The organism is Nonomuraea fuscirosea (assembly GCF_035917475.1).
GTDB lineage: Bacteria > Actinomycetota > Actinomycetes > Streptosporangiales > Streptosporangiaceae > Nonomuraea > Nonomuraea fuscirosea.
The window spans coordinates 8,073,229-8,099,999 of the sequence record NZ_CP109074.1 but is presented as its reverse complement, the minus strand read 5'-3'; the positions used below and the strand labels follow the sequence as shown (position 1 = coordinate 8,099,999).

Sequence of the window (26,771 nt, the reverse complement as noted above, 5' to 3'; positions counted from 1 at the left end):
GCCTACCGCTCGCTGACCGCCCGGCTGACCGCCGCCAGCCCGGCGGCGATGCGCTCGCGCGTGTCCTCGGTGCTGAACCAGCCGTCCGGGCACACCTCGCGCGCCTGGAGCAGCAGCGCGCGGGCCCGGTCGAGCTCGCCGCGGGCCAGCGCCGCCTCACCCTGCCCCAGGCAGGCCCAGGCCAGGGTCTCCATCGAGCCGTTCCGGCGCGACAGCTCGGCGGCCCGCGCGTAGTCGGCCTGCGCCCTGGCGGGCTCGTCCAGGTGGATCAGCGCGTCGGCGCGGCGGCACAGGCTTTCGGCGATCTCCGTGGTGGCGTCCAATTCGAGCGCCGTGCTGAGCGCCTCGTCGGCCAGCGCGTACGCGGCACGGTAGTCGCCCTGCGCCTGGCGCAGCGCGCCCAGCCCGGACACCACCAGCACCGTGCCCCAGCGCTCGCCGAGCGCCTTGAACGCGGCCAGGCTGCGCTCGAACTTGGCCAGCGACTCCTCCGTTCGGCCCAGCACCTGCAGCACGAACGCCTGGCCGCTGAACGACAGCGCCTCCTGCCAGGGCGGAAGCCGCTCGGTCCCGGTCTCCAGCAGGTGGTACGTGGTCTCGAAATCCTCGGGCGGGCCGGTGAACATCGACAGCAGCATCATCAGGAACTCCACCCGCATCGGCAGGTGGGTGATCGGCAGCAGGCAGTTCGCCTCGTTCAGGCGCGCCCGCAGTGTCTCGTCCGCGCCTCCCGACCAGGCCGTGATGAGGACGCACATGACGTACTCCTCCTCGCGGCCGGGAAAACGCGTCTCGCCCAGCGCGGCCAGCAGCCCAAAGGCCAGGTTCGCGCTGGTGAGGCGGTGGCCGCGCATCCACCAGTAGCAGGCGCTGTGCGCCATGAGCTGCAGCCCCAGCTCCAGCCGCCGGGCCTCGACGGTCCAGCGCACGGCCGCGTCGAGGTCGGTGCTCTCCTCATCGAGCCGGGCCAGCCACTCCATCTGCGCCGAGGTGCGCAGTCGGGGGTCGGCCTCCATCATCAGGTCCAGGTAGTAGCCGGCGTGCGCGTCGCGGACCGCCTCCTGCTCGCCCGACTCCGCCAGCCGTTCGGCGCAGAACGCCCTGATCGTCTCCAGCATCCGGAACCGGCCGTCGGCGAACTCCACCAGCGACTTCTCCGCCAGCGAGAACAGCACCTCCTCCGGCAGCCCGCACACCCGCTCCGCCGCCTCGGGCCGGGCGCCGCCCGCGAACACGCTCAGCCGCTCGGCCATCCGCTGCTCGCTCTCGTCCAGCAGGTCCCAGCTCCACGCGACGACCGCGCGCAGGGTCTGATGGCGGGGCAGCGCCGTACGGCTGCCGCGGGTCAGCAGCCGGAACCGGTCGTCCAGCCGGGCCGCGACGTCGGAGAGCGACAGCGTACGCAGCCGGGCCGCGGCCAGCTCGATGGCCAGCGGCAGCCCGTCGAGCGCCCGGCAGATGTGCGCGACCTGCCCGGCGTTGCCCGCGTCCACGGCGAAGCCCGGCCGCACGGCCGCAGCCCGGTCGGCGAACAGCCGCACGGCCGCGTAGTCGAGCGGGTTGCCCGCCTCAGGCGGCGGCAGGCCCAGCGGCGACACGGGCAGGATCGACTCGCCCGTGATGCCCAGGGCCTCCCGCCCGGTCGCCAGCACGCGCAGGCCGGGGCAGGCGGCCAGCAGCTGATCGGCCAGCTCGGCCGTGGCCGCCACGAGATGCTCGCAGTTGTCCAGCACGATCAGCAGCTCGCGATCGGCCAGCGCGGTGAGCAGCCTGGACAGAGGGTCCAGGGCGGCCCGGTCGGGGTGGTGCAGCAGCGCGTCGCGGATGTCGAGGGCGGCCAGCACGGCGTTCGCCACCCCGCCCGCGTCGGAGACGGGCGCGAGCGGCACGAAGCATACGTCGCCGCTCTCCTGGGCGGCGGCCTCGGTCGCCAGCCGCGTCTTGCCCGCCCCGCCCGGACCGATCAGCGTGACCAACCGGCCGGCCCGCAGCCTGGCGCTGACCTGCCCGAGCTCCTCGGCCCGGCCGACGAAGCTGGTGAGCTGAGCCCGCAACCCCTGCCTGGACCCCTGCTTGGACCGCTGTCGCACCGGCGCCGGCTCCACCTGCGGGGCCGTCCCGTCCGGCACGGCCCCGTCCAGCACGGTTTCGTCCGGCGCGGTCCCGTCCGGTGGAGTCTCGATTCGCGGCGTGGCCAGGCCCAGCGCGGGGTCGGCGCGTAGGACGGCCAGGTGGGCGGCCGCGAGTTCGGCGCCCGGTTCGACGCCCAGCTCCTCGTCCAGCAGTTTCCTGGCGTCCGTGTAGACGGCCAGCGCCTCCGCCTGGCGGCCGCTGCCGTACAGGGCGCGCATGAGCTGGGCGCGCAGCCGTTCGCGCAGCGGGTGGGCGGCGGAGAGCTGGCTCAGCTCGGCCACCAGCTCGCGGTGCCGGCCCAGGTCGAGGTCCGCCTGCAGGCGGTCCTCCGTGGCGGTCAGGCGCAGCTCCTCCAGGGCCGCGGCGGCGGCCCCCGCGTGCGGGGCGTCGGCGAGGGGCGCGCCCCGCCACAGCTCCAGGGCCTCGCGCAGCAGCGCCGCCGCCCGCTCCGCGTCCCCGCCGGCCAGTGCCTTCCTGCCCTGGGACGCCAGGAGCTCGAACCTGCGCGCGTCCACCTCCTGCGGCTCGGCCACCAGCCGGTAGCCGGCGGGGTGGAACTCCACCAGATCCTTGCCCAGCGACCGGCGCAGCCGGGACACCTGCGACTGCAGCGCGTTCGCCACGCCCTCCGGGGGCGTGGGGCCGTACAGGTCGTTCACGAGCTGCTCCGCGCCGACGACGCGGCCGGCGTGCAGGGCGAGCAGCGCCAGCAGCGCGCGGACGCGGGGACCGCCGAGCGCGACCGGCTCGCCGTCCTCGTCCAGCACGGTCGTGGGTCCGAGGATCTGGAAGCGCATTCCTCGATTATCGCGGCAACAGCTCCGCGATCTCCGCATATGTCGGCATGCGCGGTGCCTGCTCCCCGCGTACGTCCAGCGCCGCCGCGAGCCCCGCCCGCAGCGCCGCACGGTAGAGCAGCGACCCGGTGCTCACCCTGGCCACGCCGGCCTCCGCGAGCCGGGCCAGGCCGGGACCGTCCGGCTGGTGGAGCACGTTCAGCGGCAGGGGCGTGCTCGCCGCGATCTCGGCGATCTCCTGGAGATCGCTCAGCCCCGGCACGAAGATCCCGTCGGCGTGTCCGTAGGCGCGGACCCGCTCCAAGGTGTCCCCGGTACGCAGCCAGCACGTGTCCGTCCGGGCGTTGACGAACACGCCGTGCCCCTTGGCCGCCTCGATGATGCTCTGGTGCAGCTCGACGGGCCGTAGCGTGCCGTCGGGGCGGCCGTCCTCCAGGTTGACGCCCGCGACGCCGAGCGCGGCCAGCGACGCGACCAGGCCGGCGACCTCGGCCGGATCGTCGCTGAACCCGCCCTCGATGTCCACGGTCACCAGGACGCCCAGGCCGCTGATCGCCTCGGCCAGCTCGATCGTCTCGGCCTTGGTCCGGCCGGCCGCGTCCGGTTTGCCGTGCACGGCGGCAACGCCGAGACTGGTCGTGCCGATCGCAGGGAAACCCTGCGCGGCCAGGTAGGCGGCGGAGCCGTAGTCCCAGGCGTTGGGCAGCAGCAGCGGGTCGCCGGGACGGTGCAGGTCATGGAAGTTCACCCGAGCACCCCTTCCAGGACGCCCGCCGCCAGGGCGAGCGCGTGCGCGGGCGCGGGGCACGGGCGCACGCCGTGACCGAAGGTCAGGTGGCTGTGGGGCGCCTCGCGGTTGGCGGTCACCAGGTCGATCGTCACCTCGTCGCCGGTGAGCGTGTCCAGCCTGCGGGTGGCCGTGAGCGGCGGGTGCCAGGCCAGCGTCTCGTGCAGGAGTGCGTCGACGTCGTCGCCGGGCCGGGCCCGCTCCAGGGCGTTCTCGATGAGCCCCTCCGTGGCGGCGTACCCCTGCAGCAGCAGCGTGATCGCGGGCAGGCCGGCCTGTGTCAGCAGCTCGGCGACGGCGGCGTCGGCCCGCGGGCTCTCCTCGCCCGACAGGTATCCGGCCGCGGCGGCCGGCACGGCGCTGGTGTCGGCGACCCCGAGCGTGGTTCCCAGCACGTCTGTGGGCACGCCGCGCCAGTCTCCGCGCCGCTGTACGGTCATGGCCCTGGCCTGCTCGCGCAGCTCGGCCGGGTCCACCCCGTCCAGCAGGTCGGTCAGGGCGCGGCGGCGTTCCGCGTGCGGTTCGCCGGTGCTGAACCGCGAGACGTGGGCGCGCAGCCAGGCCAGCGTCCCCTCCGCGCCGTCCTGGCGTACGGGAGGCGGCACGTACCTGGTGTCGGCGAGCACCGCCTCGGCTTCTGCGTGACGTGTGATGAGCATGAACTCACGCTATGACCTGGTCCTTTCGACGGCGGCCGAAGTATGCCCGAGCGGGGACGTCCCGCGGCCGGGGCTGCCGGCTGAAGGCCGAGGGCCGACGCGGGCGGTTCCGTCACCGGCGGCGTGCCGCCGTCAGGCGGCGAGCCGTTCCTGGCCTTCCGGCCGCTCCGGGTTCTCCGGCCGGTCCCGCTCGGCCGCCGTGACGGCCGGCGGCGCGACCGCGTTCCGCGCGGCGCCCCTGCCGCCGCCGATCGCCAGTGCCATGGCCATGAGCAGCGCCATCTCGGCCAGCACCATGCCGCGCTCCAGCAGCCCGTAGTACGCGCCGCCGTTGATCAGCGCCGAGGTGAACGTGGCGGGATGGGCCGCCAGATAGACCGCCAGCGCCACCCCCGAGGCCACGCTCATGGCGCGCACCGCGTTCCACCTCGGGGCGGCGGAGCGGCCCCGGGCCAGGACCCAGCCGGCGACCGGCAGCGAGGTGAACACGATCGCCGCCGACCAGCGGTGGATCTCGCCGGACAGCGAGCCCACCTGCGAGGTGCCGGGATCGGTGGGGAAGATGCCGCTCATCATCAGGCCGAAGGCTCCGGCCAGCAGCAGCACGCGGGTGGCCGCGGTGCGCCCGGGGTCCACGGTCGCCAGCCCGTACGCCAGGCTCAGGCACGCTCCCGCGAGTGCCAGCATCCCGATCAGTACGGGCGCCAGCCCGCCGGAGACCAGCGCGTAGTCACTGAGCAGCGTCTGGCTGGGCAGCGCCACGTGCGCGTACGCCAGCGCGCCCGCCGACACCATCGTGCCGATCAGCGTCACCCAGACGCTCCGATTGAGCGTCATCGCGCCACCTCGTCGTAGATCCGCTCGAAGCGGGCGAGCGAGGACTGGTCGTCGTGGGTCAGCGCCAGCTCCCTGCTGGCCTTGCCGAGCCGGGCGCGCAGGCCGTCGTCGGCGAGGACGGCGGTCAGGTGCCTGGCCAGCCCGACCACGTCACCGGGCTGGAACAGGTAGCCGTTCCCGTCCACCAGGTGCGGCAGCGCCATCGCGTGGGCGGCGACCACGGGCAGCCCCGAGGCCATGGCCTCCAGCGTGGCGATGCTCTGCAGCTCGGCGACGCCCGGCATGGCGAACACGTCGGCGGCTGAGAACGCCTGCGACATGTTCTCGTCGGGCACGAAGCCGAGGAAGAAGACCCGATCGCTCACCCCGATGCTCCTGGCCAGCCGCTCCAGCTCGTCGCGCTGGTTGCCCTTGCCGACCAGCGCCACCTGCGCGTCGGTCTCGTTGAGCACCAGCGGCAGCGCGCGGACCAGCTCGTCCAGCCGCTTCTCCTCGTCCAGCCGGCCGACGAACAGCACCGTGGGCCGGTCGGGCAGGTCGAACATCCGGCGCGCCCAGGACTTCGGCTCGGCGCGCGGGTGGAACCTGGTCAGGTCGATCCCGCAGGACACCGGCTCGACCTCGCGCCCGAAGCCCTGGTCGGACAGGAGCTTGGCGGCCAGCGGGGTGGGCGTGGTGATGTGGTCGGCCCGGTTGAAGACGCGGCTGAAGTCGCGCCAGGCCAGCCGGCCGGCCTTGATCCTGAGCTTCTCGGGGATGTGGGCGAACTGGAAGAGGTTGTCGGGCATGAAGTGGTTCGTCGCCACGACCGGCACGCCGGCCCGGCGGGCGGCGGCGATGGCGGCCCGGCCGACCACGAAGTGGCCCTGGGTGTGCAGCACGTCCGGGTTGATGTCGGCGACGAGCCGGTCGAGCCGGGTCGGCACGGTGACGCGCATGGTCGGGTGGACCAGCAGCGGCGCCGAGCGCAGCCGGTGCACCACGACCCCGTCCACGACGTCGGCGCTGGCCGGGCCCGCCTCCGACTGGCAGACCACGTGCACGTCGTTGCCGCGCGCGGCCAGGCCCGTGGCCAGGCGGTGGGTGAAGTAGGCGGCGCCGTTCACATCAGGGGGATAGGTGTCGGTGGAGATCAGGATCCGGCGGGGGCGCTCGGGAGCCGGGGAGAGCGCGGCGACGTCGGAAACGGTGTGGAGGGGCATGGCCATGGTCGTCTACTCCGGTCTTGCTGTCGCGGCTGCGGGGACAGCCGGGGGATTGATGATCAAGTCGGTCAGGGGGTCAGGCGGGTTCTCGGTGTGCTTCCAGCGGGCTGGTCCTGGCCAGCGCCACGGTGCCCGCGGCGGTGAGCAGGGCGGCCAGGACCGGCAGGATCCCGGTCGGCAGCGGCTCGCCCAGCAGCAGCGCGCCGAACGCCACCGCGGTCAAGGGGTCGGTGATCTGCAGGGAGGCGAAGGAGACACCGAAGTGCCCGACGGCGTAGGCCCGCTGGAGCATGACCAGCGCCAGCAGGGCAGGGACCGGCAGCGCCAGCAGGTACCACCAGTTCCAGCCGCCGTCCACCAGCACGCGGACGAGCGTCGCGGTGGCGCCGTACAGGACGCCTGAGCTGGTCGCCAGCAGCGCCGCCCGGCCCGCGGGCGAGGCGGCCTTCGAGCCCGCCCACAGCAGCACCGCCGCGATGCCGGCCACGGCGAGCAGGGTGAGCACGCCGTTCGGGCTGAGGTGGGTCGGGCCGTCGGACTCCGGCACCAGCAGCACCAGGCCGATCAGCCCGATCGCCACCACGCCGGCCGCGGCCAGCTCGTTGCGCGCCGGCCGGCGGCCGTGCAGCGCGGCGGCCAGGGGCAGCGCGAACAGCAGGCTGGCCACGCCCATCGGCTGGACGACGGTCAGCGGTCCGAGCCCGAGCGCGACGATGTGCAGGCCGCCACCCGCCAGGATGGACGCGCCGCCCAGCAGCCAGCGCGGCCTCCTGAGCAGGGCGAGCAGTCCGGGCTTGGCGGTGCCGGCCGCCTCGAACTGCTGCAGCGCGGCCCCGAGCGCGAAGAACAGCGACCCGACCAGGGCTATTACCGCGGCCAGCACAGTCATGCGCACTCCTTTCAGACGGATGGTTGCCAGGCAGGGTCAAACAGACGTGTCCGCAGGAAGGCGTTCCGGGGAAACCTGGATGGCGGCGCGTCGTTTCCGCACCCAGCGCACGATCTCCACCACGGCGGTGACGGACAGCGCGATGCCGAGGCCGAGCAGCAGCCCCTTGATCGGGTCGTTCTCGAACGCCATCCCGCCGAAGAAGCCGATCAGCCCGGAGTACACCGCCCACGAGCCGGCCGCGATCGCGTCGAAGAAGGTGAACGAGCGCAGTGGATGCCCCACCGCGCCCATGGTGAGCGTGGTGGCGGTGCGTCCGCCGGGGATGTACCTGGCCACGACCAGGACGAGCCCGCCCCGCTCCGCCAGGGCGCCGCGCGCCCAGATGAACGCCTTCTTGTCCCGCAGCCGGCCGGCCGACCTGTTGCCGATCAGGTACGAGATGTGGTCACCGGCGAACGCGCCGAGCGCCGCGACCACGATGACCAGGGCCAGGTTGGTCTCGCCGGTGGCGGCGAACACCCCGGCCGTGATCACCGACGTCTCGGCGGGCACGATGGGGAAGAATCCGTCGAGCAACGCCAGGGCGAACAGCGCGACGTACAACCACGGTGACGACATCACCTGCTCGACCAGGTCGAGGATGGCGTGCGACATGAGTGTGTACTCCGATCGTTTAGGGCACCCACACAGCGTCTCGGTGCGGGCGGTCCGGGGACATCGGGGATGCCCCCGGTCGAACGCGGCCCTTTCCCTTACTCCGGTCAGGGCCGGTACCCCATGAAGGTAGAAACTCCGCAGGTCACGGCACATCGGACGATCGGCACGCGACACCCCCTACTTTCGTCAGGGGCGGGCTCGCGACCTCCGGATGACACCATCGATCAAACCCGTTTCCACAGGCGGAAACAGCAGTGGAGGTAGGCGGTTTCCGGGTGGGGTTAGCCCTACCTCCGCGGTGGCCCGCACCCCACCCTGACTTTCGTCAGGGGTGGCACCCGACTTCCGGCGGCTTCGCGTACCCGGGCTCGCGGATAACGTCGGTTGCGTGAAGCGTCCGCACGTCCCCCGCCGGCAGAACCGCAAGCAGGTGAGCTACGACCTGCTGCTCTTCGTCCTGCTCTGCGTCCTGGTGATCGCGATGGGGCCCGATCCCGTCTACCGCGACGCGGCGGCGTTCGCCAGGGTGACCGTGCCCCGGCTGGGGCTGGCGGCGGTGGCCGTCTACGTCGGCCGGCGCTATCCGCTGGCCGCGCTGGTGCTGCTGCTGCCGATGGGGCCGTGGCGGTTCACCGAGGGGTTCGCGACCGTCGACCTGAGCTGGCTGCTGCCCCGGCGCAACGTCAAGATCTTCCCGCTGCTGCCGTCGTCGATGGTGGTGATCTGGTACGCGTTCCTGACCGGGCGGCGCATGGTCCGGCTCTGGCCCGCCCTCGTGGCGTTCTGCCTCATCTCCCTGGTCGGCGTGGCCGTCGTGCTGACCCAGGGCGGCGACCTGGCGCTGTGGGTGTCCATGGTCACCGCGCTGACCGGCACCTACCTCGTCCCCTACCTGTTCGGCCTGCTGCGCCGCCGGCTGCTGCACCAGCGGCAGCAGGCCAGGCTGTCCGGCGAGGCCCAGGCCAGGCTGCGCGAGCGGGCCAGGATCGCGCGTGACATGCACGACTCACTCGGCCACGACCTGGCCCTCATCGCCGTCAGGGCCGCCGGCCTGGAGCTCGCCCCCGGCCTCGCGCCCGCCCAGGTCAAGGCCGCGGGCGAGCTGCGCGTCGCGGCGGCGGACGCCACGGAGCGGCTGCGCCAGATCATCGGGCTGCTGCGCGACGACGCCGACGCCGCGCCGCTCTCGCCGGTGGGGGAGGACGTCTCCGAGCTGGTACGCCGCGCCGCGGACTCCGGCATGTCGATCACCCTGCACGGGTCCGCGGACCCGTCCGCGTCCGCCCTGGCCCATGCCGTCGTCCAGGAGGGGTTGACCAACGCCGCCAAGCACGCCCCGGGAGCCGCGGTCGAGGTCACGCTCTCCCCGCACCGGGTCCGCGTCCGCAACGGGCCGCCGCGCTCCAGGCCCACGGCGCGCTCCGGCGGGCTGGGGCTGGCGGGGCTGCGCGAGCGCGTACGGCTGTCCGGCGGCACGCTCACCGCCGGCCCGTACGGCGACGGCTTCGAACTGACCGTCACCCTCCCGCACGAGACCGTCACTCTCCCGCACGAGACCGCGACCCATCCGCACGAGACCGTGACCCTCCTGCATGAGCTCCCCCATGAGAGGGAGGAGGATCCCCACCGGTCGTGAGGGAACCGGCCGCCGTTCAGGCGAGGCTCGGAGCATGAACACGCACGGACCGGGCATCGGCCGCCTCACCGCCGCCATCGTGGCGGTCGCCGCCATGCTGCCCTACCTCACGCTCAAGATCCTCTGGCTGACCGGGAGCAGCATCGGCCTGAGCGAGCCGGGTCTGATGAACGACCCGGCCATGGTCGGGATGAACGCGATGACCTTCGGCATGGACGTCGTGGCCCTGCTGCTGGCGCTGTCGTTCACCATGCGCTGGGGCCTGCGGCTGCCCGCCTGGCTGGTCCTGCTGCCGCTCTGGGTGGGCATCGGCCTGCTGTCGGTGGTGGCCGTGGCCGCGCCCGTCATCGCGGTCATCTCCGGCCTGCAGGTCTTCGGGGGCGGGCCCATCGCGCCGTGGATCTACATGATGGTCTACGGCGGGTTCGTGGGGCAGGCCGTCGGCCTCATGATCGCCTTCGTGCTCTACTCGCGCGACCGCTGGCCCGGCGTCTTCACCACGGCCGTGAACCAGCCTTTCCCCAGCCCGACCCGGCCGCTGCAGGAGGTCGTCGCCTGGGGCGCGCTGCCGGTGGCCGTGGCGATCGGCGCGGCGAAGCTCGTGGAGGCGTTCGGCGCGGACGCGGCGGTGCTCGTCCAGGAAGGGCTGAAGGGGCTGCTCGCCATCGCCGGAGCCGTCGCGCTCGTGGCGGTCGTACGGCGGCGCGGCGGCGGCCCGTTCTGGCGGCCGCTCGTGCTCGTCTGGCTCGGCTCGGGCACGCTGTTCGGCTGGGGCCTCTACCTGATGATCGTCAAGTCCGTCGGCGGGCCGCTCTCGGCGGGCGGCGCGGGCGGCCTGGTGGACCTGTTCGGCATGCTGACCGGGCTGGTCATGGGGATGTGCGGGGCGTTCCTGCTGGTGGAACGGTCAGGCGTGCGAGACGTGCAGCCGGTGCAGCAGTCGCTTGAACGCCAGCACGGAGAACGTGATCGCAGCACCGCTGATCACGGCCACCGCTGACGTACGCATGATCATGAAGCCGGCCAGCGAGCCGCCCAGCGACTCGTAGACCGCGAGGAAGATGCTCAGCGTCGAGTTCATCAGCAGCACGAACGCCCACAGCAGCGTGATCCTGGCGAAGAACCTGCGTACCCGCTCGTGCTTGAGCACCGCCGACGGCAGATGGATGTAGTCGAGCGTCAGCTTCTGCACCAGCGGCCGGTTCAGCCGCACGGAGGCGAGGAAGGCCATGCTGATGCAGATCGTGCCCATCTCGGGCTGGATGAAGAACCACATCCAGGTGCCGGTCCAGAACGCCACGACCGCCCTGATGGTGATCGCGAATGCGGCCAGGTACATCGTGGCGGGCACCTTGACCCGCCTGACCAGCCGCCAGGCCACCCCGAGGTAGACCCAGGCGACGGTCAGGGCGAGGGCCCACTTGAAGCCGAGGACGACCATGGCGAGGTAGAACACGGCGAGGGGGGCCACCACGCCCTCCAGCAGCCGGGGAGCGGCCTGCCGGGCGAGCGCGGTGAGGCGTGGAAGAGTGACCTGTGGATGGTTCAAGGTTGCTCCGCAGATAGGCCGACGATCGACGTCTACCCGGGCTTCGGGGGACCAGGCTTTCCAGATGGATGGCTGGATGTCACCGAGGCGTCATCGCCGTTGTCCCGGGAAGCACGCCGGTGGCCTACCGTACCCGAGGCAAGAAGGTGGGACTGCCTCTTTGTACTCGTTCCATCTGTGTCCACGAAAACAGATACGCCTTGAATGCGTCTTTCATCCGAGTGACGTGGTGGCCAGTTTCGCGCCGAATCCCAGGAAGACGACGCCCACGCCGGAGGTCAGCCCGGCGCTCAGCCGGCTGTGGCGGCGGAACTGCCGGGCCAGGTACGTGCCGCCGAAGATGAGGGCCGTCAGGTAGAGGAAGCTGAAGATCTGGATGACCGCGCCCAGGATGAGGAACGACAGCGCCGGGTTGCCGTAGGCCGGGTCCACGAACTGGACGAAGAACGAGACGAAGAACAGGATCGCCTTCGGGTTCAGCAGACTGATGGCCAGCGCCTTACGGAACGGCCGCGCCCTGAGCTCCTCCTCCGTCACCGCGGCCTGCGCCTGATCGGCCGTCGCCGCCTGCGCCCCCGCCTTCGCCTCCGTCCCCGCGGCCGGTAGTGCCCGCCAAGCGCTCCAGGCCCCTCGGATCATCTGGAACCCGATCCAGGCCAGGTATGCCGCGCCCGCGTACTTGACGATCGCGAACAACGGCGGATTGGCCCGCAGGAGGGACGCGGCCCCGGCGGCGGACAGGACCATCAGCACGGTGTCCCCGACGAACACGCCCGCCGCCGCACGGTATCCCTGACGGACGCCGCGCCGGGCGGCGAGGGACAGGACGTACAGGGAGTTCGGGCCGGGCAGCAGGATGATCAGAAAAGCGCCGACCACGTAAGCCCAGAAATCCATGATGCCGAAGAACATGCCGCTTGCTCCCGCAGAAGAACTGGTGACAAATCACGGTAGCGCGTGAGGAGCGATGACTTTCCTGCCGCCCACCGGTCAACATGGGCACACAGGGAAAGGAGCACGCAATGGATCTCGGAATGGGCCTCCCCGTCACCGGCGGCGACGTCGACCCTGAGCACATCGCCCGCGTGGCGCAGACGGCCGAGCAGGCGGGCCTCGGCGCGGTATGGACCTTCGAACGGCTGCTGCGCCCCGCCCAGGCACGCATGCTCGGCATGGACCAGCCGGTGCCGCTGCCCGACTCCTACGGCAGCGTCCTCGATCCGCTGGAGACGCTGGCGTACGTGGCGGCCAGGACCAGCACGATCCGCCTCGGCACGAGCGTCGTCGACGCGCTGTTCCACAACCCCGTCGTCCTGGCCAAGCGGCTGGCCACCCTCGACCGGCTCAGCGGCGGCCGGGCCATGATCGGGCTCGGGCAGGGCTGGATGGAGCAGGAGTTCGAGGCGGCCGGGGTGCCCGTGAAGCGGCGCGGGGCCGGCTTCGCGGAGCACGTCCAGGCCATGCAGGCGTGCTGGGGCCCTGACCCGGTGAGCTTCTCCGGCCGCTTCTACTCGATCCCGGAGGCCGACATCGGCCCGAAGCCCTCACCGTCCGGCCTCACCCTGCTGGCCGGCGTCGGGGCTCCGGCGGCGATCGAGCGCGCGGCGGCACTCGGGATGGGGATCGTGGTGGTGGTGTTCGACTGGGACCAGGCCAGGCAGGCCGTGGAGGCGTACGGCAAGGGTCCGGGCCCGCTGGTCTTCCAGGTCAACGGCCCCGTCACGGACCGCCCCCTGACCGACCGCGCCCCGATGACCGGCTCACCGGAGCAGGTGGCCGGGGACCTGGTGCAGGCCCGGGAGTTGGGCGCCGACCACGTGCTCTGGCACCCGATGGAGACGGGCGCGGACGAACTGGTCGAACGCCTCGCGGAGGTCCTTACTTCGTGACGTCGGGGGAGGGAGTGCCGTCTGGTGCCTCCTCCTCGAAGACCTCTTCGAGGGTGATGGCGTGGACGGTACGCGTGAGCCAGTCTTCGAGGAGGGCGAGGTCGGTGGTTTTCATGATCTTGTCACGGACGGGCTCATCGATGGGGATGCGCCGCTTCTCAAGGGCTCTCAGCACGAATCTCGCATAGCCCCTCGCGTAGCCTTTTGCATAAGCCTTCTCGTAATCCTCCGGAAAATACCTCGTGTAACTCGTCGCATAGCCTGTTGCGAAGGCGCTGGCGACAACATCGGCGAGGTACACCTGTCCGGACTCAGATCTGAAGAGGAAGGCGCCTGGGTGCATGAAGTTCCTCCGGGTCCGTCTTGTGCGTTGGTGCCTGATGGGGCCTGGATCAATGGGAGGGGGCGTGGTGGGGGCCTGGTGGCAGGCACGGTTGGGGCGTTGATCCAGGCCGGTGGTGCTACTCGAAGATGTCTTCGGCGGTGGTGACGTCGAGGGCCCGATCGATCCAGTCTTCGAGCAGGGCGATGTCGGTGGTTTCCATAATTTTGTCACGGAACGCCTGGTCCGTTGGGATGCCCCGCTTGTCGAGGATCCTCAGTATGGATTTCGCCTCGCCCCTTGCCTCGCCCTTGGCCTCGACTTCGGCGAAGTGCTCTCGTGCGGACTCTGACCTGAATCGGTAGGCGCTTGCGTGCATGAACTTCCTCCAGGCGTGTTTGGCTTTGGTCTTTCCGAGGCCTAGTTCCGTTTGGTCGGCGAGTGCTTCGGCTGTCTCCTGGTCGACCTTGTGCAGGGCGTGGTCCAGGGCCTTCAGTATGTCATTCACCTCCGGCGACTCTACGTGGCAGAAGGCTGAGAACATGGTCAGAACCACGTTCTCGGTCGCCTCCTCCGGGTCGGTGATCGCCTTGACGTTGTCGGGGCCGAACACGATCGGACTGACGACCAGGGAAGGGTGGTCCACGAGTCCGATGGGGTGTGCCTTACGAGCCCAGGTCGCCGTTCCGGTGTCCGCGCAGGTCACCATGAGTGTCACTGGACACTTGTACTCGCTGTGCGCGTAGCTGATGTAGTGGGCCCAGGAGGATACCTTTTGCTCGCTTTCGCGGAGCTGTGCCTCGGTGATGATGATGTGCCTTTCCTCCTGTTCGAGGAGGAACATCACCACCGTGTCGGCTTTTCGATCGATGGGGAGAATTTCCGTCATGTCCGTATCTATGACGGCGATCTCCTGCGGAACGGGCAATTTTATATCGATCATCTCGAATGCACGAGTGTATAGCTCCGGATTGTCGCGGAATATGCGGTGGAGCCCTTCGTGTTGTGCGGTTGGCATGCGGGGACGTTATCGCGATTCGGCGCGCCCTTTTGACGAATTCTTGTCGTTCTCATGTTCGTCCACAGGGTCAAGTAGAAGGATTATTCAACCGGGTGTAAGAAAGGTCGCGTGCCAGGTGGTGGAAGTGGCACGGCAGAATGTGACATGTGCGGATATCCATCTTGGGTCCCCTGGAGGTCGATGGCGACGGAGGACCGATCGCCGTCAAAGGGTTGCGGCTGCGGGCGTTGCTGGCCCTGCTGGCGCTCGAAGCCGGGCACACCGTCACCTCCGAGCGGCTGATCGACACCCTGTGGCCGGACGATCCGCCCGTCAACGGGCCCAACGCGTTGCAGACGCTGGTCAAGCGGCTGCGGGCGGCGTTGCGGCCGTACGACGTGGTGGAGAGCAGACCGGGTGGTTACGCGCTGAGCGTGCGGGCCGAGAATGTGGACGCGCTGCTGTTCCGGCGTACGGCGGGGGCCGGGGAGGGGCTGGAGCTGTGGCGGGGGCCCGCACTGGCCGATCTGCTCGCCGTGCCCCGGCTGGCGAACGTGGCCGCCCGGCTGGAGGAGGAGCGGCTGGCCGCCGTCGAGACGCGGGCCGGGCAGCGGCTGGCGGCCGGGCTGCCGGTCGACCTGAGCGCGGAGGTGGCGGCGCACCCGCTGCGCGAGCGGCTGTGCGCGCTGGCCATGAGGGCACTGGCCGCGTCAGGACGGCAGGCCGAAGCGCTGGAGCTGTACGAGCGGACCCGTCGGACGCTGGCCGATGAGCTCGGGGTCGATCCGGGTGATGAGCTGCGTGCCGCTCATCTCGCCGTCGTCTCCGGAGCCGTTGTCGGGCCGTTCGGTGGCGTCGGTTCGGGGAACCTTCAGGCGAGGGCCGTCCGTGCGGGTGGCGTGGTGGGGAGTGCGGGCAACGTTCGGGTTCCGCGTACCAGGCTGATCGGGCGGGAAACGGAGCTGGAGCAGCTGTCCGGCCTGCTCGCCGAGGCCAGGCTGGTGACGCTCGTCGGGCCGGGCGGTGCGGGCAAGACCAGGCTGGCGACCGAGGTCGCGCTGCGAATGGGCGCCGGCGGGCTCGACGGCGTGTGGATGGTGGAGCTGGCCTCGGCCGGTGAGCCGGAAGATGTGGCGGGGGTGCTGCTGGGCGCGCTCGGCCTGCGGGAGGATCGGCCCCGCTACGGGGGATCAGTGGAGGAGGACCCCGTCGCGGCCGTCGCCGCGGCGCTGGCGGGGCGGCGGGCGCTGCTCGTCCTGGACAACTGCGAGCACCTCGTCGAGACCGCCGCCGTGCTGGCCGAGCGGCTGCTCACGGAGTGCCCGGAGCTGCGCGTGCTGGCCACCAGCAGGGAGCCGTTGAGCGTGCCCGGCGAGCACCTGGCCCCGGTGCCGCCGCTCGAAGCGCCGCCGCCCGGCGCCGATGCCGAGGCGGCCGGCGCGTACCCGTCCGTGAGGCTGCTGCTCGACCGGGCCACCGCCGCGAGGCCGGGGTTCGCCCTCGACGCGGCGAACGTGGCCGCCGTGGTGGCGTTGTGCCGCAGGCTGGACGGGATGCCGCTGGCCATCGAGCTGGCGGCGGCGCGGCTGCGGACCATGACCCCCGGGCAGCTGGCCGACCGGATCGACGACCGGTTCCGGCTGCTCACCGGCGGCAGCAGGACCGCGCTGCCGCGCCAGCAGACGCTGAGGGCCGTGGTCGAGTGGAGCTGGGAGCTGCTCGACGACGAGGAACGGGCGCTGGCCGGGCGGCTGGGCGTGTTCGCGGGCGGGGCGACGCTGGAGGCGGTCGAGCAGGTGTGTGCGGGTACGGCCGGCGTGCTGGGCGCGCTGGCGGACAAGTCGCTGGTCCAGGTCTCGTCCGAGGGCCGTTATTCGATGCTGGAGACGATCAGGGCCTACGCGCTCGAACGGCTGGAGGAGTCGGGCGAGGCGAGCGCCTACCGGCGGCGGCATGCCGCGTACCTGCGTGACCTGGTCGAGCGCGCCACCCCCGAGTTGCGGACGGACGCGCAGATCGGCTGGGTCGAGCGGCTGGCCGCCGAGCGCGACGCCTTCGCCGCGGCGCTGCGCTGGGCGCTCGACGTGCGGGACACCGAGCTGGCGCTGCGGCTGTGCGCGGGGCTGAGCTGGTACTGGTGGATGTGCGGCTATCGCGGGGAGAGCGCGGCGTGGGCCGCCCAGGTGCTGGAGCTGGCGGGTGACACGCCGCCGCCCGGCCTGGCCGAGGCGTACGCGGCCTGCGCGTTCGCCTGCGGAGTGGACAGGCTCGGCGAGCTGAGCGACGACGGGGACGGCCTGATCGAGCTGTGGGAGTCGACCGAGCGGCTGATCGAGGCGGCGGAGCGGGAGGGTCCCGTGCATCCGCTGCTGCGGCTGGGCCGGGCCGTCATGGCGGCCATGGCCGGGTTCGACGAGCGCGCCACCGAACTGCTCGACTCGTACGCGGCCGGCGACGATCTCTGGCTGGCCAGTTCGGCGCTCATGGTCGGCGGCCCGGCCCGTTCCGAGGAGAAGCTGGAACGGGCGGTGGCCGGGTTCAGGAAGCTCGGCGACCGCTGGGGCCTGAACGAGGCGCTGCTGGGCCTGGCCGAGCTGCGGGCGGCCCGCGGAGCCCCGACCGATGACCTGATCGCCGGTACGCGGTCGCTGACCGGCGCGTGGGTCAGCGGCGACGAGGCGATCTACTCGCTGGTCAGGCTGGCGGACCTGCGCGCCAGGGGAGGCGACCTGGACGGGGCGGGCGCGGACCTGGCCAGGGCCAGGGCGGGAGTGGACGGCGAGACGGCCGCGTACGCGCGGTTGCTGCTCGGCCAGACCGAGGCCCTGCACGCCTGCCGCCGCGGAGCCGTGGACGAGGCGCTGGCCCGCTACCGGAGCCTGTTCGAGCTGCTGCCCGAGGTCGTGCCGGTCGTGCCGTTCACCGTCATGCTGCACACCTCCTACGGCCGGGCGCTGGCGCTGAGCGGCGACGTGGAGGCGGCCATGGAGCAGCACCGCGCCGCCCTGAAGGCGCTCGGCCGGCGCGACCAGGACCGGCCGCTGCTGTCGGCGGTGCTGGCCGGGTTCGGGCTGGCCGAGCAGGCACGGGGCGACCAGGAGCGGGCGGCGGTGCTGTTCGGGGCCGCGGCGGCGATCGAGCCGCCCGACGACCTGCCCGAGACCGCGGAGGGGACGCGCGCGGCCAGGGCCGCGCTGGGCGAGGCATGTTTCGCCGAGTGCTTCGCCCACGGCGCGGCCATGTCCCAGCGGGAGCTGGCCGCGATGGTGGGCTGATCAGCGGATTCGCGTGTTGCGGCACGAAGGGCTGATCAGCGGATTCGCCTGTTGCAGGTACGGAGAGCTGATCAGCGGATCCGCCTGTTGTAGGCGCGGAGGGCGAGCGGGACGAAGAGGACGAGCAGTGCCGCCGTCCAGCCGAGCGTGATCCACACGTCGGCCGCCCCCAGCCCGCCGCCCAGGAGCCCGCGCAGGGCGCCGGCCAGGTGCGAGACCGGGTTGACGCCCATCCACCAGCTCAGCCAGCCGGGCATGTCGCCGGCGGGCACGAAGGCGCTGCTGCCGAACGTGAGCGGCAGCAGGACGGCGGTGGCCATGCCCTGCATCGAGGTGACCGACTTGGCCACCAGCCCGATCCAGGCCGAGCCCCAGCTCAGCGCCAGGGCCATGACCAGGACGAGGCCGATCCCGGCCAGCGCGCTGAGCGGATCGGTGGTGACGCGGAATCCGACGGCGTACCCGACGGCCAGCGACATCGCGACCGTGATGAGCAACGTGAGGAGGTCGGCCAGGACGCGGCCCGTCAGCGGCGCCGACCGGGCGATCGGCATCGTCCTGAACCGGTCGAACACGCCGTTGCCGATGTCGGTGGCCAGGTTCATTCCGGTGCTGATGGTGGCCATCAGCGACACCTGGACGAGGACGCCGGGCAGCATGTACGCCACCGCGTCCGCCCGATCCCCGCCGGCCGCGCCGCCGAACAGGTAGACGAAGATGACGATCATGAAAACGGGCTGGAAGAGCAGTCCGGCGAACTGCCCGGGGTTGTTCTTCAGCGGGATCAGGCTGCGCCAGGCCAGCGTGAGCCCTTGGGACAGTGCGGTGATCATCGGCCCTCTCCAGTCAGAATCCGGGCCTCTCCAGTCGGAGTTGGGCCCTCCCCAGTCAGAATCCGGGTCTCTCCGGTCGCGGTTCGGCCCTCTCCGGTCGGGGCGGGGGTCTCTTCGCCCGGGGTTCGCGGCTCTCCGGTCAGGGTGAGGAAGACGTCGTCCAGGGACGGCAGCCGCAGCGCGTGCTCGGCGAGCACCACCCCCGCGTCGTCGAGCCGCCGCAGCAGGGCGGGCGGCACGGCCAGGTCGTGCACAGGGACGCTCAGCAGACCGCCGGCGGCCCGCACGCCGAGGACCCGCTCGGCCTTCTCCAGGTCGGCGGCGTGCAGCGGCCTGACGTCGAGCCGGTGCCCGCCCGCCAGCGCCTTGAGCTCGGCGGGCGTGCCCGAGGCGGCCACCCGGCCCCGGTCGATGACGAGCAGGTCGTCGGCGAGCTGGTCGGCCTCCTCCAGGTATTGGGTGGTCAGCAGCACCGTCACCCCGCTCGCGGTCAGCTCCTTGACCACCTCCCACAGCTCGCCGCGGGCGTGCGGGTCCAGGCCGGTGGTGGGCTCGTCGAGGAACAGCACCCGCGGGTCGCCGACGAGGCTCGCGGCCAGGTCGACGCGGCGGCGCATGCCGCCCGAGTAGCCGCCGACCGGCCGGCCGGCCGCCTCCTCCAGGCCGAAGCGGGCCAGCAGTGCCGCGGCTCTGGCTCTGGCCGCCGCTCTGGACAGGCCGAGCAGGCGGCCGATGAGCAGCAGGTTCTGGGTGCCGGTGAGCTGCTCGTCCACGGAGGCGTACTGGCCGGTCAGCCCGATCAGCTCGCGCACCCGGGCAGGCCGGCGGACGACGTCGTGGCCGCCGACCACGGCCCGGCCGGCGTCGGGGACGACGAGGGTGGCCAGGACACGCACGGCGGTGGTCTTGCCCGCGCCGTTGGGCCCGAGGACGCCGAGCACCGTGCCGGTCCTGACCGCCAGGTCGACGCCGTCCAGGGCGGCCTTGCCGCCGTACCTTTTGACCAGGCCTTCGGCTTCGATCGCGTACTTCATGCCGGTTACGGTGCCGGGCCGCGCTGGCATCCGCCTGTTACGCACCTGTCAGCCGCTGTCAGGCCGTAGCCCCGCAGATCAACACATGTCCAGAAATTTGGGCCTTTCCTACGGCAACCAACGTCATCACTCTTCGTTCAGGCGCCGGTTGACACCCGAGCCCGAGCGCCTGGGGAGGACGAGGTGAAACGCCGTTTAGTCATCCTGCTGGCAGCCCTCAGCCTGGTCGGCCTGACCGGCATGACCGGGGCGGGCGCCGCCGCCGAGCCGCCGCCGAACAAGCAGTACCGGGTGGCGGGCCCGGTGAACGCGCAGCAGCGCAGCTCCGTGGCGGCGACCGGCGCCGCCATCGAAGAGGTGGCCAAGGACTCGGTCCTGGTCACGGCCACGGAAGCCGAGGTCTCCGCGATCAGGCGGCTGGGCTACCGGGTGTCGGAGGAGCCGCGCCCGACACCCCCGTCCGTCGACGGGTTTGACTTCCCGCCGGCGGACTCCGCGTACCACAACTACGCCGAGATGAACGCGGAGATCAACGCCATCGTCGCGGCCCATCCGGGCATCGTCAGCCAGAGCAACTACGGCACCTCGTACGAGGGCAGGCAGTTGCGCCTGGTCAAGATCAGCGACAACGTGGGCACCGACGAGAACGAGCCCGAGGTGCTGTTCACCGCGCACCAGCACGCGCGCGAGCACCTCACGGTCGAGATGGCGCTCTACATCATGCGCCTGCTGGCCGACGGCTACGGCACCGACGCGCGGATCACGAACCTGGTGAACACCAGGGAGATCTGGATCATGCCGGACCTCAACCCGGACGGCGGCGAGTACGACATCGCCACCGGCAGCTACCGCTCCTGGCGCAAGAACCGCCAGCCCAACTCCGGCTCCTCGGCGGTCGGCACCGACCTGAACCGCAACTGGGCCTACAACTGGGGCTGCTGCGGCGGCTCGTCCGGATCGACCTCCAGCGAGACCTACCGTGGCGCGAACGCCGAGTCGGCGCCCGAGGTCAAGGCGGCGGCCGACTGGGTCCGCGGCCGGGTGGTCGGCGGCGTCCAGCAGATCAAGGCGCACATCGACTGGCACACCTACAGCGAACTCGTCCTGTGGCCCTACGGCTACACCTTCAACGACACCGCGCCCGGCCTGACCGCGGACGACCGCGACGCCCACGCCACCCTGGGCCAGAACATGGCCTCGACCAACAGCTACACGCCGCAGCAGGCCAGCGATCTCTACATCACCGACGGCACCATCGACGACTGGCTGTGGGGTGTCTACAAGATCTTCAGCTTCACCTTCGAGATGTACCCGACCGGCTCCAGCCCCGGCTTCTACCCGCCGGACGAGCAGATCGTGCCCCAGACGACCCGTAACAGGGAGGCGGTCCTGCGCTTCCTCGAGTACTCGGACTGCGTCTACCGCATCATCGGCAAGGAGGCCCAGTACTGCGGCACCGGCACCCCGCCGGTGACCGTCTACTCCGACACGTTCGAGACGGCGACCGGCTGGACGGTCAACCCGGACGGCGCCGACACGGCCACCACGGGCGTGTGGGAACGCGGCGATCCCGCGGCGACCACCTCCAGCGGCGCCAAGCAGCTCGGCACCACGGTCAGCGGGACGAACGACCTGGTCACCGGCCGCCTGGCAGGCTCGTCCGCGGGCGACTACGACATCGACGGCGGCGTCACCTCGATCCAGTCGCCACCGATCACGCTCCCCTCGACGGGCGCGCTGAACCTGTCGCTGTCCTGGTACCTGGCGCACGGCTCGAATTCGAGCAGCGCCGACTACTTCCGGGTCCGCGTCGTGGGCGGCACCACGGCCACCGTGCTCAACCAGGCCGGCGCGGCCAGTAACCGCAACGGCGCCTGGGCCACGGCCACGGCGAGCCTGAACGCGTTCGCCGGCCAGACCGTCCGCATCGTCATCGACGCCGCCGACGCCTCGGGCGCCTCCCTGGTCGAGGCCGGCGTGGACGACGTCAGGATCACCCAGCAGCCGTAACGGAACGAGCACCCGGAGCACCCGCCATCACCCACTCCGCCGCACGGGATTTCGGTCCCGTGCGGCGGAGTCTTTTTGGGTCTTGTAAGGACGGACTGTCAAAGCTACGATCACGACAACTCTTAGTAAACTTTCCTAAAAGTAATCTTCAATCGGACAAAACCTGACATCCGCAGCAAGGTTACTCGCGCAGACACCCCCCGAAAGGCCCGTGTTCACCTCCACGGGCCGTGCCGTACGGCTTGCGCTCTCACCCCCCGGTGCAAGCCGTACGGCACGCACACCCCCCGAAGGAAGAACCCCGTGAGATTACGCGCGATTCTCCTGTCGCTCACCACCGCCGCACTCTGTCTCCAAGCCCTGCCGGCCCAGGCCGCCACCGCCACGGCCACCTTCACCAAGGTCTCCGACTGGGGCTCGGGCTTCGAGGGCAGAGTCACCGTCACCAACGGCACCACCACCCCCATGAGCGGCTGGAACGTCCAGTTCGACGTCCCCCAGGGCTTCTCGATCCCCTCCGCGTGGGACGCGGTCATGACCCGCGGCGGACAGCACTACACGTTCACCAACCCGAGCTGGGCCTCCCCGCTGGCTCCCGGCGCCAGCGTGAGCTTCGGCTTCAACGGCGCCCCCGGCAACTTCCCCGGTATCACCGGCTGCACGCTGAACGGCGCCGCCTGCGGGGGCGGCGGCTCCACACCGGGCGCACCCGGCGCGCCGGGCACGCCGTCGGCCACCGCGACGGCCGACTCCATCGCGCTCAGCTGGGGCGCCGCGAGCGGCACGGTGACCGGCTACCGCGTCTATGAAGGCACGACAGTCAAGGCCACGGTCACGGGCACCAGCGCCACGATCGGCGGGCTCGGCACCTGCGAGACCCACACCTACACGGTCAAGGCGTACAACGCCCAGGGCGAGTCGCCGGGACGGGACGCCACCGCCACCACCACCGGCTGCACCGGCGGCGGCGGAACCCTGCCCAAGCACTTTCTCACCGGCTACTGGCACAACTTCGTCAACCCGGCCGTCGAGCTCAAGCTCTCCGCCGTGCCCAACGAGTACGACCTCATCGCGGTCGCGTTCGGCGAGGCCACCGCGACGGCGGGAGAGGTCGTCTTCTCCGTCGACCCGGGGCTGGCCTCGGCGGTCGGCGGCTACACCGACGCCCAGTTCAAGGCCGACGTGCAGGCCCTGCACCAGCGCGGCAAGAAGGTCATCCTCTCGGTCGGCGGCGAGGCCGGGCGCGTGCAGGTGGCCGACGCGGCGGCGGCGACCAGGTTCGCCGACACCGTGTACGCGATCATGCGCTCGTACGGCTTCGACGGCGTGGACATCGACCTGGAGAACGGCCTCAACGCCACCTACATGGCCCAGGCCCTGCGGTCGCTGCGCGCCAAGGCAGGCGCCGACCTGATCATCACGATGGCTCCGCAGACCATCGACATGCAGACGACCGGGATGGAGTACTTCAAGCTCGCCCTGTCCATCAAGGACATCCTCACGGTCGTCCACACCCAGTTCTACAACTCCGGCTCCATGCTCGGCTGCGACCAGGCCCAGGCGTACGGGCAGGGCTCGGTCAACTTCATGACCGCGCTGGCCTGCATCCAGCTGGAGAACGGACTGCGCCCCGACCAGGTCTCGCTCGGCCTGCCCGCCGGGCCCGGCGCCGCGGGCGGCGGCATCGTCTCCCCGTCGCTCGTCAACCAGGCGCTCGACTGCCTGGCCAAGCGCACCAGCTGCGGGACCTTCGTGCCACCGCGCGCCTACCCCGGCATCAGGGGCGCGATGACCTGGTCCATCAACTGGGACGCCAGCAACAACTGGAACTTCTCCCGCACCGTCAAGCCCCACCTCCAGGGAATGCCATGAGACTTCGCAGCAGACTGACCGCCCTGGCGACCGGCCTGGCCCTCGCGCTGACCGGCGCCGGGCCGGCCTCCGGCGCACCCGCGGCGTACGGCGACACCGCGCAGGTCCAGCAGCTGGCCGCCGCCTGGGCCCCGTGGACCTCCTACGCCACCGGCGCGGTCGTCACCTACAACGGCGTCGACTACGTGTGCCTCCAGGCGCACACCTCCCAGCCCGGCTGGGAGCCGCCGAACGTGCCCGCCCTGTGGAAGCAGGGCTCGGGCGGCGGTGGCGGCGGCGACACCTCGGCGCCGTCCGTTCCCGGCAACCTGCGCTCGACCGGCGTCACCTCCAGCAGCGTCTCGCTGGCCTGGAACGCCTCCTCCGACAACGTCGGCGTCACCGGCTACAACGTCTACCGCGGCGGCAGCCTGGTCACGACCGTGACCGGCACGTCGTACACCGACACCGGCCGCGCCGCGAGCACCGGCTACACCTACACGGTCCGCGCCCGCGACGCGGCGGGGAACCTGTCCGGCGTCAGCAACTCCGTCACCGCGACCACCTCCGCGGGCGGCGGGGGCGGCGGCGACAACCCCACCAAGATGGCCGGCGCCCCCTACCTCTACATGGGCTGGGGCAACCCGCCCAACCCGGGCGCGGTCATGGACGCGACCGGTGTCAAGTCGTTCACGATGGCGTTCATCCTGTCGAGCGGCGGCTGCAACCCGGCCTGGGACGGCAACCGACCGCTGACCGGCGGCGCCGACCAGCAGGCGATCAACACGATCAAGTCGAAGGGCGGCAGCGTCCAGATCTCCTTCGGCGGCTGGCAGGGCAACAAGCTCGGCCCCAACTGCTCCACGCCGCAGGCGTTCGCGGGCGCGGTGCAGCAGGTCATCAACGCCGTCGGCCCCGCCGTCGTGGACTTCGACATCGAGAACACCGACGAGTTCGAGAACTACACCGTCCAGGACCGCATCCTGAACGGGCTCAAGATCGTCAAGCAGAACAACCCGAACGTCAAGGTCGTCGTCACCTTCGGCACCTCCAGGACGGGCCCCAACAACCACGGCATCAGGCTCATCAACCAGTCCAGGGCGCTCGGCGTGCCGATCGACAATTACACGATCATGCCGTTCGACTTCGGCAGCCCGAACATCTACCAGGACACCGTCAACGCCTCCGAGGGCCTGAAGAACGCACTGAAGAGCGCGTTCGGCTGGAACGACGCGCAGGCGTACGCGCACATGGGCATCTCCGGCATGAACGGCGTGTCCGACCAGCAGGAGATGACCACGCCCGGCACCTGGACCCAGATCCGCGACTGGGCCAGGGCGAGGGGGCTGACCAGGCTCGCCTACTGGGCGGTCAACCGCGACCGGCCCTGCCCCGGCGGGGGAGTCGTCTCCAACTGCAGCGGCATCGCCCAGTCCGACTGGGAGTTCACCCGCACCACCGCCGGTTTCTGACCCGCTGAGCGGCCCGTCCTCCCCGCGGAGGGCGGGCCGCAGTGAGGAACACCCTCCATGAGATTCCGAGCGGTCCTGCTCGCCACGGCTCTGACCGTCCTGCCCGCCACCGTACTGACCGTCCTGCCGGCCGCCCCGGCGGCGGCCGCGAACATCCTGGCCAACCCCGGATTCGAGTCCGGGCTGAACGGCTGGACCTGCCCGTCGGACGCGCAGGCCGTGTCCGCGCCGGTGCACGGCGGCGCGCGGGCGCTCCGCGCGACCCCGCAGGGCAGCGACTTCGCCCGATGCCAGCAGGTCGTCACGGTCAGACCGGGCACGACGTACCAGCTGTCCGCGTGGGTGCAGGGCGACTACGTCTTCCTCGGCGCCACCGGAACGGGCGTCAGCGCCAGCACGTGGGGCGCGCCCGGCGGCCAGTGGGGCCAGCTCAAGACCTCCTTCACCACCGGGGCCGGCGTCACGTCGGTCACCATCCACCTCAACGGCTGGTACGGCCAGGGCCCCTACCTGGCCGACGACGTGGTCCTCGACGGCCCGGGCGGCACCCCCGACACCCAGGCCCCGACGACCCCCGGCAACCTGACGGTCGGCGGCGCCACCTCCTCCTCCCTCTCCCTGAGCTGGAACGCCTCGACGGACGACGTCGGCGTGACCCGCTACGAGCTCTCCCGCGACAACGCCGCCCCCGTCGCCGTCACGGGCACCAGCCACCAGGCGACCGGCCTGGCCGCCGCCACCACGTACCGCTTCAAGGTCCGCGCCTGCGACGCCGCGGGCAACTGCTCGCCCTACGGCTCCGAGGCGAGTGGCACCACGACCGCCGGAGGCGGCGGGGGAGGCGGGCTGCCGAAGCGGGTGCTCGTGGGCTACCTGCACGCGTCGTTCGCCAACGGCTCCGGTTACGTCCGCATGAGCGACGTACCCGACGCATGGGACGTCATCAACCTCGCCTTCGGCGAACCCACCTCCGTCACCTCGGGTGACATCAGATTCCGCCAGTGCCCGGCCGCCGAGTGCCCGAACGTCGAGTCGGAGGCCGACTTCATCGCCGCGATCAGGGCCAAGCAGGCCACGGGCAAGAAGGTGCTGATCTCGATCGGCGGCCAGAACGGCCAGGTCCAGCTCACGACCGCGGCCGCGCGCGACAAGTTCGTCGAGTCCGTCGGCGCGATCATCGACAGGTACGGCCTCGACGGCCTCGACATCGACTTCGAGGGCCACTCCCTCCACCTCGACCCCGGCGACACCAACCTCGCCAGCCCGACCACGCCGGTCGTCGTCAACCTGATCGCCGCGCTCAAGAGGCTCAAGAGCCGCTACGGCGCCCGCTTCACGCTGACCATGGCCCCCGAGACGTTCTTCGTCCAGCTCGGCTACCAGTTCTACGGCCCGGGGCCGAACGGCGCGGCCGACAGCAGGGCCGCCTCCTACCTGCCCGTCATCCACGCCATGCGCGACGACCTGACCCTGCTCCACGTGCAGGACTACAACTCGGGGCCGATCAGGGGCCTCGACGACCAGTACCACACGATGGGCGGGCACGACTTCCACGTGGCGATGACGGACATGCTGCTGGCCGGCTTCCCGATCATGGGCGACGCGGCCAACAGGTTCCCGCCGCTGCGCCAGGACCAGGTCGCCATCGGCCTGCCCGCCTCGGTGAACGCCGGCAACGGGTTCACCACCGTCGCGGAGGTGCAGAAGGCGCTCGACTGCCTGACCAAGGGGAGCAATTGCGGGACGTACCGGCCGCGCGGCGTCTACCCGGACCTGCGCGGCCTGATGGCCTGGTCGATCAACTGGGACCGGTTCAACGGGACCGAGTTCTCCCGCAGCCACCGCGCCTACCTGGACAGACTCGGCTGAGACCCGGACCTGAGCCGGGCTCCCAGCCGGGCTCCCAGCCGGGCTCTCAGCTGGGCTTCAGTCG

Annotated in this window: 21 protein-coding genes; 8 read left to right on the top strand and 13 right to left on the bottom strand. The window is 71.3% G+C overall.

Going from position 1 to position 26,771, the window contains the following annotated elements; all coding sequences use genetic code 11:
• Nucleotides 1–2: 2 nt before the first annotated feature.
• The 7 genes from OIE67_RS36730 to OIE67_RS36700 form a co-directional block, all read right to left on the bottom strand.
• A complete protein-coding gene (locus OIE67_RS36730) occupies nt 3–2,930 on the bottom strand; it encodes an AfsR/SARP family transcriptional regulator (RefSeq protein ID WP_326629163.1) in 2,928 nt (975 codons plus the stop codon).
• 7 nt (nt 2,931–2,937) lie between these two features.
• The gene (locus OIE67_RS36725) at nt 2,938–3,678 is read right to left on the bottom strand and encodes an isocitrate lyase/PEP mutase family protein (RefSeq protein WP_106252038.1); all 741 of its coding nucleotides are present in this window, start codon (nt 3,676–3,678) and stop codon (nt 2,938–2,940) included.
• Complete coding sequence (locus OIE67_RS36720; RefSeq protein WP_326629160.1) at nt 3,675–4,376, bottom strand: cytochrome P450 family protein; 702 nt, start codon at nt 4,374–4,376, stop codon at nt 3,675–3,677. The genes OIE67_RS36725 and OIE67_RS36720 overlap by 4 nt, the downstream gene beginning before the upstream one ends.
• 132 nt (nt 4,377–4,508) lie before the next feature.
• A complete protein-coding gene (locus OIE67_RS36715; protein ID WP_326629159.1) occupies nt 4,509–5,213 on the bottom strand; it encodes a DUF998 domain-containing protein in 705 nt (234 codons plus the stop codon).
• Complete coding sequence (locus tag OIE67_RS36710) at nt 5,210–6,415, bottom strand: glycosyltransferase (RefSeq protein ID WP_326645573.1); 1,206 nt, start codon at nt 6,413–6,415, stop codon at nt 5,210–5,212. Before OIE67_RS36710 ends, OIE67_RS36715 begins: the two co-directional genes overlap by 4 nt.
• A 79-nt stretch (nt 6,416–6,494) precedes the next feature.
• Complete coding sequence (locus tag OIE67_RS36705) at nt 6,495–7,307, bottom strand: DMT family transporter (RefSeq protein ID WP_181308691.1); 813 nt, start codon at nt 7,305–7,307, stop codon at nt 6,495–6,497.
• Between the two features lie 36 nt (nt 7,308–7,343).
• Nucleotides 7,344–7,964, bottom strand: coding sequence for a DedA family protein (locus OIE67_RS36700; protein WP_326629154.1), 621 nt, complete (start codon nt 7,962–7,964; stop codon nt 7,344–7,346).
• Between the two features lie 391 nt (nt 7,965–8,355).
• Between OIE67_RS36700 and OIE67_RS36695 the strand changes: the two genes are divergently transcribed.
• Nucleotides 8,356–9,603 (top strand): sensor histidine kinase, encoded by a 1,248-nt coding sequence (locus tag OIE67_RS36695; RefSeq protein ID WP_326629152.1) that lies wholly within the window; start codon nt 8,356–8,358, stop codon nt 9,601–9,603.
• Between the two features lie 34 nt (nt 9,604–9,637).
• The gene (locus tag OIE67_RS36690) at nt 9,638–10,603 is read left to right on the top strand and encodes a hypothetical protein (RefSeq protein WP_326629150.1); all 966 of its coding nucleotides are present in this window, start codon (nt 9,638–9,640) and stop codon (nt 10,601–10,603) included.
• On the opposite strand, the gene OIE67_RS36685 is transcribed toward OIE67_RS36690, so the two are convergent.
• Nucleotides 10,511–11,152, bottom strand: coding sequence for a VC0807 family protein (locus OIE67_RS36685; RefSeq protein WP_326629148.1), 642 nt, complete (start codon nt 11,150–11,152; stop codon nt 10,511–10,513). The genes OIE67_RS36690 and OIE67_RS36685 overlap by 93 nt on opposite strands.
• Before the next feature lie 213 nt (nt 11,153–11,365).
• The gene (leuE, locus tag OIE67_RS36680) at nt 11,366–12,064 is read right to left on the bottom strand and encodes a leucine efflux protein LeuE (protein WP_326629146.1); all 699 of its coding nucleotides are present in this window, start codon (nt 12,062–12,064) and stop codon (nt 11,366–11,368) included.
• A 110-nt stretch (nt 12,065–12,174) separates the two neighbouring features.
• Between leuE and OIE67_RS36675 the strand changes: the two genes are divergently transcribed.
• Complete coding sequence (locus tag OIE67_RS36675) at nt 12,175–13,041, top strand: TIGR03619 family F420-dependent LLM class oxidoreductase (RefSeq protein WP_326629144.1); 867 nt, start codon at nt 12,175–12,177, stop codon at nt 13,039–13,041.
• Here OIE67_RS36675 and OIE67_RS36670 read toward each other — a convergent pair.
• On the bottom strand, nt 13,031–13,384 hold the full coding sequence (locus tag OIE67_RS36670; RefSeq protein WP_326629142.1) for a hypothetical protein: 354 nt from the start codon (nt 13,382–13,384) through the stop codon (nt 13,031–13,033). The genes OIE67_RS36675 and OIE67_RS36670 overlap by 11 nt on opposite strands.
• A 118-nt stretch (nt 13,385–13,502) precedes the next feature.
• Complete coding sequence (locus tag OIE67_RS36665; protein ID WP_326629140.1) at nt 13,503–14,381, bottom strand: hypothetical protein; 879 nt, start codon at nt 14,379–14,381, stop codon at nt 13,503–13,505.
• A 149-nt stretch (nt 14,382–14,530) separates the two neighbouring features.
• Here OIE67_RS36665 and OIE67_RS36660 point away from each other — a divergent pair, with 149 nt between their 5' ends.
• Nucleotides 14,531–17,638, top strand: coding sequence for a BTAD domain-containing putative transcriptional regulator (locus OIE67_RS36660; RefSeq protein WP_326629139.1), 3,108 nt, complete (start codon nt 14,531–14,533; stop codon nt 17,636–17,638).
• Nucleotides 17,639–17,709: 71 nt separating this feature from the next.
• Here OIE67_RS36660 and OIE67_RS36655 read toward each other — a convergent pair whose 3' ends face one another.
• Both OIE67_RS36655 and OIE67_RS36650 read right to left on the bottom strand, forming a co-directional pair.
• The gene (locus OIE67_RS36655; RefSeq protein ID WP_326629138.1) at nt 17,710–18,471 is read right to left on the bottom strand and encodes an ABC transporter permease; all 762 of its coding nucleotides are present in this window, start codon (nt 18,469–18,471) and stop codon (nt 17,710–17,712) included.
• Nucleotides 18,468–19,505, bottom strand: coding sequence for an ATP-binding cassette domain-containing protein (locus OIE67_RS36650; RefSeq protein WP_326629137.1), 1,038 nt, complete (start codon nt 19,503–19,505; stop codon nt 18,468–18,470). Before OIE67_RS36650 ends, OIE67_RS36655 begins: the two co-directional genes overlap by 4 nt.
• Before the next feature lie 183 nt (nt 19,506–19,688).
• Between OIE67_RS36650 and OIE67_RS36645 the strand changes: the two genes are divergently transcribed.
• The 4 genes from OIE67_RS36645 (at nt 19,689) to OIE67_RS36630 (ending at nt 26,707) form a co-directional block, all read left to right on the top strand.
• Nucleotides 19,689–21,515, top strand: coding sequence for a M14 family zinc carboxypeptidase (locus OIE67_RS36645; RefSeq protein WP_326629136.1), 1,827 nt, complete (start codon nt 19,689–19,691; stop codon nt 21,513–21,515).
• A 303-nt stretch (nt 21,516–21,818) separates the two neighbouring features.
• Nucleotides 21,819–23,387, top strand: coding sequence for a chitinase (locus OIE67_RS36640; protein ID WP_326629135.1), 1,569 nt, complete (start codon nt 21,819–21,821; stop codon nt 23,385–23,387).
• Nucleotides 23,384–24,838: a carbohydrate-binding protein gene (locus OIE67_RS36635; protein ID WP_326629134.1), complete on the top strand. Its 1,455-nt coding sequence runs from the start codon at nt 23,384–23,386 to the stop codon at nt 24,836–24,838. Before OIE67_RS36640 ends, OIE67_RS36635 begins: the two co-directional genes overlap by 4 nt.
• Before the next feature lie 57 nt (nt 24,839–24,895).
• The gene (locus tag OIE67_RS36630; RefSeq protein ID WP_326629132.1) at nt 24,896–26,707 is read left to right on the top strand and encodes a chitinase; all 1,812 of its coding nucleotides are present in this window, start codon (nt 24,896–24,898) and stop codon (nt 26,705–26,707) included.
• Nucleotides 26,708–26,771: the final 64 nt, after the last annotated feature.